The sequence below is a fragment of the Streptomyces sp. NPDC056161 genome (genome assembly GCF_042268025.1).
Classification (GTDB): Bacteria; Actinomycetota; Actinomycetes; order Streptomycetales; family Streptomycetaceae; genus Streptomyces.
In genome coordinates, this window is the sequence record NZ_JBHJUV010000012.1 from 42,220 (window position 1) to 57,725 (window position 15,506).

Genomic DNA, 15,506 nt, shown 5'->3' on the forward strand with positions numbered 1-15,506 from the left:
GTCAGTCCTCCCCTGGTGCCTGTCGAACGTCTCCTGGCCCCTCCTGGTCCTCGCCGGTGGGTGAGGGGACCGCGACGACCGCCCTGATCTCCTGCAGCACGTGCCCGGACGCGTGGTCGTAGAGAGTGAAGCGGACCGCGTGGGCGCCCGGCTCCCACGCGGTGAGGGCGAAGCGGGCGGTGCCGTCCGGCGGCTCGTACTCGGCCATGGGCGGTTCCACCGAGGCATGTGTTCCGCAGCCCGCCGTCACCACGATCCGGCCCAGTTCCACCTCCGGCGCCCCGGCCGTGTGCTCCAGCCGCACTTCGAGCCGGGCGGGGTGGGCCACGGCAGGACGGTCCGTCAGCAGGGTCACCCGGGTCCGCCAGGCCGGTCGCGCGGTACGCAACCGCCAGCGCAGCTCCACGACATCGGGATGGCCCGGTCCGAAGACCCGCTCCCAGGACTCCACCACCTGCTCGTGCGTCGGCCCGGAGCGCGGGTCACCGGCCTCCAGGCACGCGAACGCCAGCTCGGCCAGGCTCTCCAGGGTGTCCGGATGGTCCGGCCCGAACATCCGGGCCCGGCCGGCGTGTACGGCGGTCAGCAGGACCACGGCCCGGTCCGGGGACCCGGTGTCGGACAGGGCGTGCGCCAGTTCCACGGCGAGGGAGGGCAGGAACCCCTCGTGGCGCGCGGCCAGCAACTCGACGACGACGCCCAGCCGGGTGCTCTCCGGTCCCTCCGTCGACCACCCCGGGCGCACCGGGGCGTGCGCCGCTCGCAGATGGACGTCGGTGACGGCGTCGGACGTCGCGGGAAACCCGAGGTGCGGCAGGAGCCCGGCGTACGACCGCAGCAGACCGCCGAGCACGTCCAGCGCCTCGTGCGGTTCACCGGCCTGGAGCAGGGCGTGTGCCAGGACGGGTAGTTGGTCCAAGGTGCGCCGGCCGCCTCTGCCGTGGAGCCGAGTGGCGTCGCGCACCAGGTCGCGGGCATCGCGCACCGCCCGGTCCGCCGGTCCCGTGTCGGCGGTCAGCCAGGCCAGATGCCCGCGGACCCAGAACCGGGCCCGGTGTTCCTCCGGAAGCTCCTTCTCGCACTGCCGCAGGAGTTCTTCCAGCACCGCCGTGGCCTGCCGGGTGTCGCCCATCTCCCAGCAGGCGTAGGCCAGATCGATGCGGCAGTCGATCGTCCCGGAGTGGTTCGTTCCGCGCACCCGGTCGCTGTCCAGGGCCAGTTCGTGCAGTTCCCGGACGGCACGCAGGTGTTCGCCTCGGCAGCGCCGGGCCCAGGCCAGCTTCAGACGGGTGGTCAGGACGGCCTCGTGGTCCGCTCCCTGCGCCCGGCGGCGGTCCTCCAGCAGGGACGTGTACTGCGTCAGCGCGCCCTTGAGGTCGCCGCTCTCCCCGAGCGCGTCCGCGAGTCGGGCGCGGGCGGCGAGCGTCGTGCCGTGGTGTGCGCCCAGCACCCGTTCGCATCTGCTCACCAGATCGCGGGCCGTCTCGGCAGCCGGGCCGGCGGCCGACTGGCCCAAGTACACCCAGGCGATGTCGTCCCGTACGTCGAGGGTGTCGGCGTGGTCGGGGCCGAGGAGGCGTTCGTGCACGTCCAGGAGTTCCTTGAGTTCCCGGAGCGCGCCCACCCGGTCGTCGGCGGACTCCCGGCAGATGGCCAGGTACCGGCGGCATGCCAGCGTGGAGGAGTGTTCCGCGCCCTGTGCCTCGGCCCGGTCCGCCGCCAGCCGTTCCAGGACGGCGACGGTCAGCTCGTAGTCCTTCCGCCTGCCGTGGGCACTCGACAGCAGGTCGCGGGTGGCGAGGGTCTGGAAGTGGTCCGGGCCGAGGATGCGCTCCCGGTCCGCGACCAGTTCCTCGAAGCCCGCAACGGCCTGCCGGTACCGCCCGGACAGCATGTGCGCGTAGGCCAGGAGGACCCGGGCGTTGAGCGTCGCCGGGTGTTCGGCACCGCGCACCCGGGTGTGCAGGGTGACGGTCTGTGCCGCGCGGGCCACCGCTCGCTCGTGGTCGCCGGCCGCGCAGTTCCCGCTGACCAGGTCGAGGTGGAGCCCGAGGACCGCCGGGTGCTCGGCTCCGCTCAGCCGGGTCCGGATGTCGAGCAGGGACTCCAGTTCCCTCATCGACGACGCGTGGTCCCCGGCGGCCTGCCGTACCGCCGCCATGTCCTGCCGGACCGACAGGGTGCGCGGATGGTCCTTGCCGGACGTCCGGGTCAGGGACGCCACGACCTGTTCGTACTCGGCGAGGGCCCGTTCGTGGTCGCCGGCCGCCGAGTGGGCGTCCGCCAGGTTCTGCCGCACGAGCAGGGTGCTCGGGGAGTCGGCCCCGAACAGTCGGCGCCGGTCGTCCAGCAGAGCCGAGAACTCCGCCACAGCGGCCTTCTGCTCCTTGGCGTCCGCCCGGGTCAGGGCCAGGTCGTTGCGGACGCCGAGGGTGCCCGGCGCGTCGGGGCCACCGATCCGGCGGTGGTCGGCGAGCAGTTCTTCGTACGCCGCGACGGCCCTCGGGTACTCGCGTGCCGAACGCAGCACCAGGGCCCGCCAGCTACGGGTGTCCAGGGTGTCCGGGTGGTCCGGACCCTGGATCCGGGTCCGGTCGGCGATGAGCGCTTCGAAGACCTCGCCGGCCCGCGTGTACTTCCCGGCCGCGTGGAGGGTGACAGCGACCCGCTCCCGCAGTCCGAGGGTCGCGGGGTGCTCCGGGCCGTGCACCCGTTCGTACGCGTCGACCAGTGGGCCGTGGCGCCGCAGGGCCTCCGCGTACTGCCCTTCCTCGAAGAACACCTCGGCCAGACCGCGCCGGAGGGCGAGGACTCGCGGGTGGTCGGGGCGTTTCACCGCGGCCAGTTCGGCGAGCAGGGCCTCCAGTTCCTCGACCGCGCGCGTGTGGTCGCCCGCCTCCTGCCGGGTGCGGGCCAGGTTCTCGCGGGTGGCCACGACCCGGGGGTGCAGTGGGCCGAAGACGTCGGTCCGGTCCTTCACCAGGGCTTCGTAGAGCCGGATGGCGGTGCCGTACCGGCCGGCTGCCCGCTGGGCGAGGGCCAGGTTCGCACGGGCGGCCAGCGTCGCCGGGTGCAGCCTCCCGCGCACCTCCTGGTGGACGGTGACGAGTGCCGTGCGCTCTCGTACCGAGTGGTCGTGCGCGCCGGCCAGTTGCCGGGTGAAGGCCAGTGCCGCCCGGGACCGCAGGGTGTCCGGGTGGTGCTCCCCCATGGCCCGCGTGCAGTCGTCGACGACCGCATGGTAACCGGCGACGGCCCGCGCGTAGTCGCCCCGCGCGCGGTGGATCAGAGCGATGTCGTCGCGGTAGTCGAGCGTGGCGGGGTGGTCCGGACCCTGCACCCGGGCGCTGTGCGCGGCCAGTTCCTCGAACTCGGCCAGTACCGCGTCCGGGCCTGCCACGTCCCACCGGGCGTAGGCCAGTTGCTGGCGTTCGCGCAGCGTGTCCGGATGGTCCGGGCCCTGCACCCGCCGGCGGTCGTCAACCAGTTCCCCGTACAGGTCGAGGGCCGTCCGCGCGTCGCCGGCCGCGGAGTGCGCGGCGGCCAGCCAGCCCCGGCTGGTCAGTGTGTCGGGGTGGTCCGGCCCGTGCACGTGCCGCCGGTCCGCGACGGCCTCGTCGTACAGCCGCAGCGCCGTACGGTGTTCGTCGGCCGCCCGGTGGGCGTACGCGAGGCTGGTACGGGCGGCCAGCGCGTCGCTGTCCCAGCGGCCCAGGACCCGGTCGCGGTCGTCGACGATCGACTTGAACTCCGCGACCGCGTCCTCGTACCGGCCCGCCGACTGGAGCGCGTAGGCCAGTCCGGCGCGGCTGGCGAGCGTGTCCGGGTTGTCGTCGCCCTGCACCCGCCGGCGATCGGCGACCACCGCGGTCAGCTCCCGCACCGCGCGCGTGGCCTCGCCCGCCTTGCGGTAGGCGTTGGCCAACTGGTCGCGGCTCGCCAGCGTCTGAACCGCCTGCGGGCCGTGCAGCCGGTAGCGGTCGAGGTAGAGGTCCCGGCACAGCTCGACCGCGACGGCCGGGTCGCCCGCCTTCGCGTGCAGCTTCGCGAGCCGGTCACGGTCGGCCAGGGCCTCGGCGTGATCGGTGTCGAGCAGCCGGGTGGTCCCATGGACGACCTGCGTCATCAAGGGGATCGCCAGGACGTGCTGGTCCCGGGCGACCAGTTCGTCGGCGCCCCGGCGGTACATCTCGACCACTTCGGCGCTCGGTTCGCCGGCCGGACCGGACGCCGCCAGGGCCTGGATGTGGGTGAGCAGGCCCCGGACGCGGTCCGGTGTCGCCTCCGCGGCCTCGGCGGCGAGTGCCCGCTCCATGAGGTCGCGGGCCTTCGGGGCCTGGGCGGGGGCGGCCTCGCGCAGCGTCCGCTGGACCAGCCGGTGCAGCGCCAGACCGTCCGGGCTCAGGGTCACCAGGTGGTAGTCGGCCAGCGCGGCCAGCGCGCCCTCGGTCTCGGCGGCGGGGCCGGGCCGGCGCAGGACGACCTCGCGGGGCACCGGCTCGGGCGCGCACCAGGCCAGGGCGTACAGCAGCGGGACGGCCGGCGGATGGCTGGTCCGGATCGTCTCCAGGCTGGTGCGCCAGATCTGCGCGATCGTCCGTCCCGAGTTTCCCGTCCCGTCGGTGAGCACCGTCTCCGGCACCCGGGCCAGTCGCGCCCGGTACGCGGCGAAACCGGTGCGCGTCTCCCGGAGGTACGCCCCGGCCTGGGTGAGTGCCAACGGCAGCCGGCCGAGATCGACGGCGAGTTGCTCGATCTGCGCCAGTTCGTCGGCGGACACGGGGGTTTCGCGGCCGGCGGTGGCACGCAGCAGTTCGACGGCCTCCTGCTGGCCGAGCACGTCGAGGTCGACCAGGCTGGCGGCCTCCGGCCAGCCGTGACGGCTACGGCTGGTGGCCAACTGGTGCCCGCGTCCGAGGAGACGGCCCATGAACGGGGTGAGGTCCTGGGGGCGCTCCACGTTGTCGTAGACCAGCAGCCATCCCGGGTGTCCGTCGAGCCAGGTCAACGCCCACTCGGTGCGTTCCCTGGCGGAGGCGTCCCGGGCCCAGGACGGATGCAGTCGCGACGCCAGCTCGGCGAATCCGGTGGCGATCTGCTCCTCGCTCTCCCCGACGATCCACCAGGTCAGCGGGTATCTCCCCCGCGAGACCTCGGCGTAGCGCAGCGCCAGCGCGGTCTTGCCGATGCCGCCCAGGCCGCTGACGGCGGTGGCGGCACCGCTCGCCTGGGTGATGATGCCCTGGCCGGACTCCAGAAGACCTGCCAATCGGTGCAGATCGGCGTCACGGCCGACGAAGGGCCGGGAGGGCAGCACGGGCAGGTTGTCCAGGCCGTCGGCCGGCGGTGGGATCCGCGCGGCGGCGGTCCGCGCGGCACGGGTCAGCACCGTGGTGGGCTTCTCGGCGTACGGGTCGGCGCCGAGCCGGGAGCCGCCGTCGTCCTGCCCGAGCCTCAGTGACTCGCTGCGCAGGAGGTCGGTGCTGGTGCCCTGTGCCTCGTGAGTGATCGTCATGGTCCCCCGGTCGGCCCTCAACTACACGTCCGCGCACGGAAGTTACCGGCCGACACCAACGGTAGCCGCATGGGCGGTGGTTGTCAGCGGCTCGGGGGCGTGGCCAGGGCGAGGAGTTCCGCGCGGACGGCCGGGTCGTCGTGGCACACCCCGAGCAGGTGGGTGGTCGCGGTGTGGGCCGCCGGGGCGGGGGTGCCGTGCGGGTTCCCGCACGCGTGCGAGGCGCGGATCACGCAGGCGGCGCCGAGGGTGTCCAGCCTGCTGTCGATGGCGTGCACGATCTGCTGCCCCAGCCGCTCCTGGGTCTGCGGGCGGGCGGCCAGTCCTTCGACCAGGCGGGCCAGTTTCGACAGGCCGACGATGCGGGCGCCGGGAGCGGGCAGGTAGGCCACGGTGGCCGTGCCCGCCCAGGGCAGCAGGTGGTGCCGGCACAGCGAGACGAACCGGACGCCGGAGACCACGATCATGCCGGGGTCGGCGGACTCGGCGGGAAAGGTGACGTCCAGCGACCGGAGGGGGTCTCGCCGGTGGCCCGCGGTCAGGTCGGCCACGGCGTGGACGAACCGTTCGGGGGCGTGGACCGTGTGCTCGTCCGCGCAGGGAATTCCCAGGCAGGCGAACATGGCGCGGGCGTGCCGGGCGGCCTGGGTGAGGTCCGGGGCGGTCTGTTCGTCCGGAGCACCGCCGTGTTCAGGCTCGGACGGTCCCTCGGGCCGTGGTTCGAGTGGGGTGATGGTGGTCATGGGGTCTCCTCGGGAGCCGACCCCCAACGGCCCGTTCCCGGCCGGGTGTCCTGTGTCCAGGCGGCGGCGACCCGGACGGCGTCCAGTGTCGGGGCCACCTCGTGCACCCGGACGCAGTAGGCGCCGGCCGCGGCGGCGAGAGCCGAGACCGCCGCGGTGGCCGCGTCCCGCGCGCGCGGCCGGGACCGGTCCGCGTCCGTCCCGGGCAGTTCGCCGAGGAAGGACTTGCGGGAGGCTCCGACCAGGAGGGGACGGCCCAGCGTGGACAGTTCGCCGAGGTGACGCAGCAGCTCCCAGTTGTGGGCGCCGTTCTTCGCGAAACCGAGTCCGGGGTCGAGGATGATGCGCTCGGCACTGATACCGGCGTCGACCAGGGCATGCAGCCGCCGGCCGAGTTCCGCCCTGACTTCGCTGACGACGTCCCGGTAGACCGCGTGCCGCCGCATCGTCCGGCTCGGTCCCCGCCAGTGCATGGCGACATAGGGCACGCCGGCCCGCGCCACCGAGGCGGCCATGGCGGGGTCGGCGAGCCCGCCGCTGACATCGTTCACGAGCCGCGCCCCCGCTTCGAGGGCGGCGCACGCGACCGCGGAGCGCATGGTGTCGATGCTGACGATCACCCCGGAGTCCGCCAGTGCGCGCACGACCGGTACCGTCCGGCTCAGTTCGACGTCGAGCGGGACCCGATGGGCTCCTGGGCGGGTGGACTCGCCTCCCACGTCCACGATGTCGGCCCCGGCCACGGCGAGCGCGAGACCGTGCTCCACGGCCCGTGTGGTCGCCAGGTGGTCGCCCCCGTCGGAGAACGAGTCCGGGGTCACGTTCAGGATGCCCATGACCAGGCAGCGCTCTCGCATGGGAAGTCCCCCGACCGACCGGGTACCCGTCGAAGTCGTCGTCATCTCAGCGGAACTCTCTGCACGACGTCACACGAGCGGGGTGGTGTGGACGGTGGCCCGGATCGGCGTCTGGACGTGCCGCTCGACGGAGGGCTTCGCGGACCCGCCGTTCTCCTCTCCCCAGACGAGGGTGACTTCGGTGCCGTCCTGGGCGTCGGCCTCGTCGATCGACGCCACCGAGGCCCAGCCGCCGATGTTGACGGTGTAGGCGCCCTTGAAGGACACTCCGGCCGGCCGGTCGCCGATCAGCACCTTGTCGTACTGGAAGGTGGCGTAGACGCTGTAGGGGATGTCCAGGTACTTGGCGCGGTCCTTGCCGCCGAAGAGGCTGGCGGCGATGGCTCGGGCGACATCGTCGTCGTTCCAGCGCAGCCATACCTCCTTGCGGTGCGGCTGGTCGGCGAGTTCCTCCAGCGCGGCCCGGCCGATGAAGTCGTGGTCGAACTTGAGCACGCGGTCGTAGCCGAGGTCCCACGGCGTGAGGTAGTAGTCCTCGATGTCGTCCGAGGTGAAGCTCCCGCCGAGCGAGGCGCTCGCCTCGAAGCCCTCGGCGCGCAGCCACTCGCGGTACGGTTTCATCCGCTCACCCGTGTAGATCGCCGGCACGCACAGGCCGGCCCAGCCCGACTCGACCCCGGTCGTCGGGTACGCGATTGAACCGCCCTGGCGGAGGCCGAATTCCGCGCCCGCCGTCAGGAGCGCGTCCAGCACGGCCGGCGCGTCGTCGGCGGGGCCGAACATCTCCAGCCCGGTCATCTCCTGGCCGGGAATCCCGATCATGGTGTGGTTCAGTGCCCGCACCGGGCGGCCGGCGAGGGTGAACTCGCCGATGTTGAAGAACCTGATGCGGTCTATCGGCCCGCCGTGCGCCTTTTCGATGATCTTGAGGGCGTTGGGCCCCTGGAGCTGGTAGCGGTAGGTCCGCCGCTTCCCCCCGTTGTCGACGCTGCGTTCGTCCCGGGTGACCTCGACGTCGTATCCGCCGGTCTCCGCCTGGTACGCCACCCAGTTCGGCGCCAGTGGCGTACCGACCAGCTGGAACTTGTCGTCCTCCAGGCCGAAGAGGATGGCGTCTCCGATGAAGCGGCCGTCCTGGTTGCACACGATCAGCTGCTTGGCCTTGTTCTTCCCGAAGGTGCGGAAGCTGTTCAACGCCACGTCGGACATCAGCCTGCGCGCGTCGGGCCCCTCGAAGTAGACGTCCGTCATGTGGAACGACTGGTCGAACAGGACCGCTGTCCTGTTCCATGCCTCCTGCTCGTCACGCCAGTTGCTGTACTCGCCGCGGAACGGGAACGCGTACACACCGACGGGCGCGTCGCGGAGCATGCGCGCGGGATTTCCCGCCTGCTGGATCTTGTCCTCAAGGCTCTTGCTGGACATGCTGCTTACCTCTCTCTGCACGGGACTCTTGCGGTGGGCCCGGCCTCGGGCACGAGCGGGGGCCGGGAGTGGAGGTGCACTGCGACACGGCGGACGGGCCGGGGCCGGCCGGTCCGGACGGGAACTGTCCTGCCGGTGCGCGCCGTGGCGGTCTGCACGCGGTGACCGTCCGCCGCCGACGGGCGGCGATCCGGTGGGACGGGCACCTCTGCGGATGCTCGTCGTGCCGGGGCCCCGACCGTGGCCGATGCCGAGGTGCGCTGCGGACCGGCGATCCGGTCATGCTGTCGCCACCGCCGGGCCGTCGGCCTCCGCCACCGCCTCCGCCTCCGCCGGGACCGGGTACGGTGAGGCCGTCGCGCCGACGGCGCCGTGCTCGTCGGCCCGGTGCGCGGCCCTGCGCCGGACCGGCCATCGTGTCCATGGGGCTCGTCCCTTCGCCTTCGCGCCGCTTCCGCGCCGTCAGTGGAAGAGGACCGTGCGGCCGTTGTCGAGCAGCACCCGGTTCTCGGTGTGCCAGCGCACGGCCCGTGCCAGCGCCAGGCACTCGTTGTCCCGGCCCAGCGCGGTGACCTGCTGCGCGGTCATGGAGTGGTCGACCCTGGCCACCTCCTGCTCGATGATCGGTCCCTCGTCCAGGTCCGAGGTCACGTAGTGCGCGGTGGCCCCGACCAGCTTCACCCCCCTGCGGTACGCCTGCTGGTAGGGGCGGGCGCCCTTGAAGCTGGGCAGCATCGAGTGGTGGATGTTGATGGCGCGGCCCTCCAACTGCTTGCACAGGTCGGCTGTCAGGACCTGCATGTAACGGGCCAGCACCACCAGGTCGATCCGCAGGTCGGCGACCAGCTCCAGCAGCTTGGCCTCGGCCGCGGCCTTGGTGGCGGCGGTGACCGGGACGTGGTGGAACGGGACGTCGTAGTTGTCCGCCAGCACGGCCAGGTCCGGGTGGTTGGACACCACGGCCGCCACGTCGATGTCCAGCCAGCCGCTGTTCGCCCTGAACAGCAGGTCGTTCAGGCAGTGCCCGTACTTGCTGACCATGATCAGGACGCGTTGCCGCTCCGCGGCGGCCAGCAGCCGCCAGGACATGCCGAGCGGGCCCGCCACGTGGGCGAAGCCCCGCCGCAGCCGGGCGAGATCGAGTCCGGTGCCGGTGACGGGTTCGAACTGGACCCGCATGAAGAACATGCCCGTCTCGCGGTCGCCGAACTGCTGGCTCTCCACGATGTTGCAGCCGTGGTCGACCAGGAACCGGGCGACGGCGTACACGATGCCCGGCTGCTCCGGGCACGAAAGGGTCAGCACGTAGTCCGAGACCCGGGAGGCGGCCTGGGCGGTCGGTACCTGGGCGGTCGGTACCTGGGCTGTGGTCATGACCTGCTCCCGTCCTTCTGTGCGGGGATCGACGACGGACGGCCGCCCGGGGCGTTGCGGGCGGCGGCGACGGTGTTGCGCAGCAGCCACACGTCGGTCACCGGCCCGATCCCGCCGGGCACCGGTGTCACCGCCCGGACCCTGGGCAGGACGTCTTCGGTGTCGACGTCGCCGACCATCCGCACGGCGCCGGTGTCCGGATCGCGCAGCGGGTTGATGCCGACGTCCAGCACCACGGCGCCCTCTCGTACGTGTTCCGACCGGATCAGGCCGGGCACACCGGCCGCGACGATCAGCACATCGGCGCGTCGGGTGTACCGGCCGAGCCGACCGGTCCGGCTGGCCCACTCGTCCACCGACTCCACCGCCGCCCCGCGTTCGTACGCCAGCGACACCGCCGGCTTGCCGACGTTGTTCGACCGGCCCACGACGACGATCAGCGAGCGGTGGTAGAAGGCCGGACGGTCCTCACCGACCGAGTCCAGCCACTGGTCGAGCACGTGGTACACCGAGGCCGCCGTCGACGGGACGTAGCGGGGTACGCCGAGCGCCAGCAGCCCGGCGTTCTCCGGATGCACCGCCTCGATGTCCTTCACCGGGGACAGCGACCGGAACACCTCGGCCTCGTGGATGTGGGCCGGCAGCGGCCGCAGCACGAGGATGCCGGTGACCGAGGGGTCGTCGTTGAGCCGGTGCACCTCTGACCGCAGGTCGTGCGTGCTGACCGGGGGCAGTGCCACCCGGCGGTGGGGCACCCCGAGTTCACCCGCGACCCTGGCCAGCCGGTGCTCGTACGCACGGGCCCGGTAGTCGTCGCCGACGATCACGGTGGCCAGGCCGCAGGCGATGCCGTCCGCGGCGAGCTGCTTGACCTCCCGGGCCACGTCGGCCTTCAGGCGTTCGGCCCTCGCGCGGCCGTCGATCAGCTGTGCGGTCATGACGTGGTCCGATCCGGTAGGTGGTGCGACGGGGCGACGAGGTCGGCGGCGAGCGACGCGGCCCAGACGGTGTTCCGTTCGGCCGCGGCCGTGCGGGGGTCGTCGGGGTGGGCGCGCAGGTTCTCCCGTACCAGGAGGGCCGCGCTGCGGGCGGTCGCGGCGGCCAGCAGGGCGGCGGTGCACGCGTCCGACCGCAGCCGGGGATTGCCGGAGGCGGCCAGTTCGGCGGCGACCTCCACGACCTGCGTCGCCACCGCGGCCAGTGCGGCGGGTACGTCGGCTGCGGCGTCCAGGGCCGCCCGGACCGCCGCGCGCCGTGCCTCGGCGTCCGGTTCCTTCGGCAGCCGGGACGCCTCGACGTAGCGCTGGTAGGCGGCCGCGTCCTCGTCGGCCAGTCGGCCCGCCCGCGCCCTCAGCGCCCTGCTCCGGGCCACCAGGCCGGCGAGCTCGGCCGGGTCGGCGGCGTGTCCTCGCGCGTATCTTCCGGCCATCTCCGCGAGCGCGGCGGCCAGCGCGGTCACCGTGCCGGCCACCGCTCCCCCGCCCGGGACGGGCACCTCGTCCGCCACCGCGTCGAGGAACGCGCCGACCGTCCATGACCCGACCGAGCCGCTCGACCGGTCCGCCATCATGCGCCTCCGCTGCCGCGCACGGGGTCACGCCGTCCGAACGGGCGCGGGGCCGCCGATGCGCTGCTGCCAGTCGACCGTCGCGGGGATCTGGTTGAACGAGAACAGGTGGAGCCCTTCGATGCCCAGTTCGCCGAAGGCGGGTTGCGCGCCGATCTGGTAGAGCAGTTCCTCGGGCCGGTAGGAGCTGCCTCGCACGAGGTTCCCGACGAAGCCGTGCTGCTTGGTCAGGTACCGGACCGACGATCCGACGCCGATCCTGACCGACAGCTCCATGAGTTTGCGCAGGTTCATGGGCGCCGCGAGGCCGAGCCGCAGCGGCAGCTCGATTCCCGCCGCGCGCGTCCGCCGCAACCAGCCGACCAGGGTGTCGACGTCGAAGCAGAGCTGGCTGACCATGTAGTGGGCGTGCGGCTGCTTGCGCCGCAGGGCGTCGAACAGCACGTCGTCGGCGATCTTCGGGTGTCCTTCGGGGTAGCAGGCGACGCCGATGCGCTCCAGGCCGTGGTCGATCGCGGCCAGCGCCTCGATCAGTTCGGCCGCCGACGCGTACTGGCCGGCCGGCGTGGCCGCGTCACCGCCGATGACGTACAGGTCCTTGACGCCCAGGGTGTCGAGCCGGCCGACGACGCGGCGGAGCTCCGCCTCGTCGGTCACCTGCCGTGCCGCGAGATGCGGCACCACGCGGTGGCCCGCCCGCACGGCCGATTCCGTGCAGTCGAGTGTCCGGTCAAGACCGAACTTCGGCGAACACGTGACCGTCACGGTGGTGTCGACCGGTATCCCCGGCAGCTTCTGGTCCACCCCGCGCAGCGGAATGATCTCGACGTTCGCGGACGCCGCCAGCGCTGCCACCACGCCTCGGACGTCATCCGGCTCCCCATTGCTCATGACCCACCTGCCTCCTGCTCCGCGCGGCGGCCGTCACTCGGCCCCGCCGACGAAAGTAGTTCACGAGTAAGCTATTCGTCTAGCTTTACGAATAGCTTTTTGGAGTGCGTCCGCTGGTAGACTCGGGGTTGTGGCAGAGGTTCGGCAGTGCACCCACCAGGGGGAACGATGAAGCGCAGGGCTGGCGAAAGAGACCTCACCGACGGCCTCGTCGACTCCTGGCGGCGCGAGAAGCCCGAGCTGGAACGACCGGAGTACGCGGTGGCGCGCCGCGCCGTCCGCCTGGGCGTCCTGCTGGAGGAGACCCTGAACGCGGCGCTGGTGCCGTGGAACCTGACCAAGACGGACTTCGCCGTGATCAGCGCCCTGCGCTTGGTGGGCGCGCCCTACGAGCTACGGCCCAGCGACCTCAAGAACCGGCTCCTGATCACTTCCGGCGGGGTCACCACCGTACTCAAGCGGCTGGAGAGGGCGGACCTGATCGAGCGGGAGCAGGACACCGTCGACGGACGCAGTTCCTGGGTCCGGCTGACGCGCACCGGCGTCGAGACCGCCGACGCCACCATGGAGACCTGGTCGGAGGCCGAGTCCCGGTTCTTCCGCGAAGTGCCGCCCGAGGTGACCCGGGCCGCGTCGGAGGCGCTGCGCGAAGTGATGATCGCCGTCGGCGACCTGGAACCGCCCCTGGCACAGGCCGGGAAACGCCGGGCCCGGTCGGCCCCCGAGGCCCTCACATCGCCCTGACCGGCGCTCACTCCTCCTCGCCCACAGGACACCGGGGCGGTGCCCACGTGATGGCTTCGGGCCTCGGCCGAGGCGCGGGAGCACCGGACGAAGCCATCACGCGCACCGTGTCCTACGGCAGGCATCACGCGCACCGTGTCCCATGGCAGGCATCACGCGCACCGTGTCCCATGGCAGGCATCACGCGCACCGTGTCCTACGGCAGGCGCCAGTCCACCGGCTGCGCGCCCTGCCGGCCCAGCAGGTCGTTCGCCCGGCTGAAGGGACGCGAGCCGAAGAAACCACGGTCCGCGGACATGGGCGACGGATGCGCGGACTCGATCGCCGGAAGGTCCCCGAGCAACGGGCGCAGATTGCGGGCGTCCCGGCCCCACAGGATGGACACCAGCGGCGTGCCACGTCCGGCCAGCGCCCGGATCGCCTGCTCGGTGACCTCTTCCCAGCCCTTGCCGCGGTGCGCGCCGGGACTGCGCGGAGCCGTGGTGAGCGCTCTGTTGAGCAGCAGCACGCCCTGCGCGGCCCAGGGCGTCAGATCGCCGTTGGAGGGCCTGGGCAGCCCCAAGTCCGTATGCAGCTCACGGAAGATGTTCTCCAAGCTGCCCGGCAGCGAACGCACCTCGGGCGACACGGCGAAACTCAGCCCGATGGCCATCCCCGGCGTGGGATAGGGGTCCTGACCCACGATCAGCACGCGGACGTCGTCGAAAGGCTGCTGGAAAGCCCTCAGTACGTTCGCCCCGGCCGGGAGGTAGGTCCGGCCCGCGGCTATTTCCGCCCGTAGGAAGTCCCCCATGGCCGCGATGCGTCCGGCCACGGGTTCCAGAGCCTTCGCCCAGCCCGCTTCGACAAGTTCATGCAAGGGTCGTGGTGCCACCCGCGTCACTCTACTGGCACACCTCGGCACCCCTTGCACACGGAGACGGCCACCGCATACGGAGACGACCGCTCCGAAGACGACGGCCAGGGCGCGGACGGCCGTTCCGCGGCGCTAGTCTTCCTCCCCGTCCGCACCGTCGGCATCGCCGCCGGTGCCGTCGGTGCCGTCGGTGCCGTCGAACCGGTCGGAGCGGATCGCCCAGCCGGTCACCGGGAAGGAGCGGAGTTTGCCGCGTCCAGTGCTCCAGCCGCTCCACCGCCGCCGTCACGCCGGGTCGGCCGCTCGCCTCCGGTGCCCGGATCCCGGCGCCCCCGCACCCGCGCTCGGCCCGGTCCTCCCGGTCATGCCCGAGGCGCGCCCGCTGTCACCTGGCCGCCTCCGGTGAGCCCCACCGGGACCGGAGCCGGATTCCTGGCCGTCGACTCCGGGGGTTCCGGCCTCCGCGTCACAGTCGGCGTCCCCGGCCGGGAGCCGGCACCTCCGAGGGAATCGCGGGAGCCGGTCAGGACCGGTGCGCGGGGCATCGATCCCGCGCACCTGCTGGCACAACTCCTGCCCATGGCCCGCGCGTCGGCCGCCGAGACCGGGGTGAGCGAGTTGACGACGGCGGTCGTCGGCGCCGCCGGATTCGCCACCCTCGGCGACGCGCTGCGCGCCGAACTGCCGGACGCGCTCGGACGGGAACTCGGTGTACGGTCCGTCGCGCTCGCCGCCGACGCGGTGGCCGCCTACGCGGGCGCCCTCGGCTCCCGTCCCGGCGCCGTGGTCGCGGGCGGCACGGGGCTGATCGCGGTCGGCACCGACCTGACGAGCTGGCGGCGGGCGGACGGCTGGGGCCATCTGCTCGGCGACTGCGGCGGCGGCGCCTGGATCGGCCGGGCCGGCCTGGAGGCGGCGCTGCGCGCCCACGACGGACGCGACGGCGGCTCGGCGGCACTGCGCACCTGTGCGCAGGAGCGGTTCGGCCCGTTGCCGCAGTTGCCCGGTCTGCTCTATCCGCGCTCCGACAGGCCCGCCGTCCTCGCCTCGTTCGCACCCCTGGTGGCCGCCTGTGCGACGCGGGACCCGGTCGCGGCCGGCATCCTGCGCGCGGCGGCCCGGCACATCGCCGAGTCCGCCGCGGCGGTCTGTCCCGCCTCCGGCGGGCCGCGGGTGGCTCTCACCGGCGGCCTGTTCCGGCTGGGCGACCCGCTGCTCGTCCCCTTGGCGGAGGAGTTGGCACAGCGGCTGCCGTACGCGCCGCGTGTGCCGGCCGAGGGCGATCCGCTGCACGGCGCGGTACGGATCGCCACGGACCTCGTGGCCGGACGGCTCACCCTGCCGGGTGATGAAAAGATGTTGTACGTGGTGAACCGCTGAACGCTTCGCCGGTCGGGCCGTGCCGGAACGCCGTTCTCCCTGCTGGGCATTGCCGGAGGCAGGTATCGCCCACTTCTGATCTGTACGTAACTCGTCAGACAAAAGCGGACGTATACCGTTCACCTGCACCCTCCCCGAACAGGGGAGCCCAGGA

General features: G+C 72.8%; 11 protein-coding genes. 2 read left to right on the forward strand and 9 right to left on the reverse strand.

The window, feature by feature from the left end; all coding sequences use genetic code 11:
• Window position 1 precedes the first annotated feature (1 nt).
• The 8 genes from ACFC09_RS13460 to ACFC09_RS13495 all read right to left on the reverse strand — a co-directional run bounded on the left by ACFC09_RS13460 (window position 2) and on the right by ACFC09_RS13495 (window position 12,372).
• The gene (locus tag ACFC09_RS13460) at window positions 2-5,515 is read right to left on the reverse strand and encodes a tetratricopeptide repeat protein (RefSeq protein ID WP_376526912.1); all 5,514 of its coding nucleotides are present in this window, start codon (window positions 5,513-5,515) and stop codon (window positions 2-4) included.
• 83 nt (window positions 5,516-5,598) lie between these two features.
• Window positions 5,599-6,258: a GTP cyclohydrolase I gene (folE, locus tag ACFC09_RS13465; RefSeq protein WP_376526914.1), complete on the reverse strand. Its 660-nt coding sequence runs from the start codon at window positions 6,256-6,258 to the stop codon at window positions 5,599-5,601.
• Window positions 6,255-7,115 carry a dihydropteroate synthase gene (gene folP / locus ACFC09_RS13470; protein ID WP_376526916.1) on the reverse strand — a complete coding sequence of 287 codons (861 nt, stop codon included), beginning with the start codon at window positions 7,113-7,115 and terminating at the stop codon, window positions 6,255-6,257. The genes folE and folP overlap by 4 nt, the downstream gene beginning before the upstream one ends.
• Before the next feature lie 69 nt (window positions 7,116-7,184).
• Window positions 7,185-8,540 (reverse strand): aminomethyl transferase family protein, encoded by a 1,356-nt coding sequence (locus ACFC09_RS13475; protein ID WP_376526918.1) that lies wholly within the window; start codon window positions 8,538-8,540, stop codon window positions 7,185-7,187.
• Window positions 8,541-9,002: 462 nt separating this feature from the next.
• Complete coding sequence (gene purU, locus ACFC09_RS13480) at window positions 9,003-9,914, reverse strand: formyltetrahydrofolate deformylase (RefSeq protein WP_376526921.1); 912 nt, start codon at window positions 9,912-9,914, stop codon at window positions 9,003-9,005.
• Window positions 9,911-10,852 (reverse strand): bifunctional 5,10-methylenetetrahydrofolate dehydrogenase/5,10-methenyltetrahydrofolate cyclohydrolase, encoded by a 942-nt coding sequence (locus ACFC09_RS13485; RefSeq protein ID WP_376526923.1) that lies wholly within the window; start codon window positions 10,850-10,852, stop codon window positions 9,911-9,913. Before ACFC09_RS13485 ends, purU begins: the two co-directional genes overlap by 4 nt.
• Window positions 10,849-11,481 (reverse strand): cyclodeaminase/cyclohydrolase family protein, encoded by a 633-nt coding sequence (locus ACFC09_RS13490; RefSeq protein ID WP_376526925.1) that lies wholly within the window; start codon window positions 11,479-11,481, stop codon window positions 10,849-10,851. The genes ACFC09_RS13485 and ACFC09_RS13490 overlap by 4 nt, the downstream gene beginning before the upstream one ends.
• Window positions 11,482-11,508: 27 nt before the next feature.
• Entirely contained in the window at window positions 11,509-12,372 is an 864-nt protein-coding gene (locus tag ACFC09_RS13495; RefSeq protein WP_376526927.1) for a methylenetetrahydrofolate reductase, read from the reverse strand.
• Between the two features lie 168 nt (window positions 12,373-12,540).
• On the opposite strand from ACFC09_RS13495, the gene ACFC09_RS13500 reads away from it, so the two are divergent.
• A complete protein-coding gene (locus ACFC09_RS13500; RefSeq protein ID WP_376526929.1) occupies window positions 12,541-13,116 on the forward strand; it encodes a MarR family winged helix-turn-helix transcriptional regulator in 576 nt (191 codons plus the stop codon).
• A 196-nt stretch (window positions 13,117-13,312) separates the two neighbouring features.
• Here ACFC09_RS13500 and ACFC09_RS13505 read toward each other — a convergent pair whose 3' ends face one another.
• The gene (locus tag ACFC09_RS13505) at window positions 13,313-13,990 is read right to left on the reverse strand and encodes a uracil-DNA glycosylase (protein WP_376526931.1); all 678 of its coding nucleotides are present in this window, start codon (window positions 13,988-13,990) and stop codon (window positions 13,313-13,315) included.
• Window positions 13,991-14,374: 384 nt separating this feature from the next.
• On the opposite strand from ACFC09_RS13505, the gene ACFC09_RS13510 reads away from it, so the two are divergent.
• Window positions 14,375-15,352, forward strand: coding sequence for an N-acetylglucosamine kinase (locus ACFC09_RS13510; protein WP_376526933.1), 978 nt, complete (start codon window positions 14,375-14,377; stop codon window positions 15,350-15,352).
• Window positions 15,353-15,506 lie beyond the last annotated feature (154 nt).

Coding starts and splice junctions, on each gene's coding strand:
- ACFC09_RS13460 (WP_376526912.1), bottom strand. CDS start 5,515: ATGACGATCACTCACGAGGCACAGGGCACCAGCACCGACCTCCTGCGC.
- folE (WP_376526914.1), bottom strand. CDS start 6,258: ATGACCACCATCACCCCACTCGAACCACGGCCCGAGGGACCGTCCGAG.
- folP (WP_376526916.1), bottom strand. CDS start 7,115: ATGCGAGAGCGCTGCCTGGTCATGGGCATCCTGAACGTGACCCCGGAC.
- ACFC09_RS13475 (WP_376526918.1), bottom strand. CDS start 8,540: ATGTCCAGCAAGAGCCTTGAGGACAAGATCCAGCAGGCGGGAAATCCC.
- purU (WP_376526921.1), bottom strand. CDS start 9,914: ATGACCACAGCCCAGGTACCGACCGCCCAGGTACCGACCGCCCAGGCC.
- ACFC09_RS13485 (WP_376526923.1), bottom strand. CDS start 10,852: ATGACCGCACAGCTGATCGACGGCCGCGCGAGGGCCGAACGCCTGAAG.
- ACFC09_RS13490 (WP_376526925.1), bottom strand. CDS start 11,481: ATGGCGGACCGGTCGAGCGGCTCGGTCGGGTCATGGACGGTCGGCGCG.
- ACFC09_RS13495 (WP_376526927.1), bottom strand. CDS start 12,372: ATGAGCAATGGGGAGCCGGATGACGTCCGAGGCGTGGTGGCAGCGCTG.
- ACFC09_RS13500 (WP_376526929.1), top strand. CDS start 12,541: ATGAAGCGCAGGGCTGGCGAAAGAGACCTCACCGACGGCCTCGTCGAC.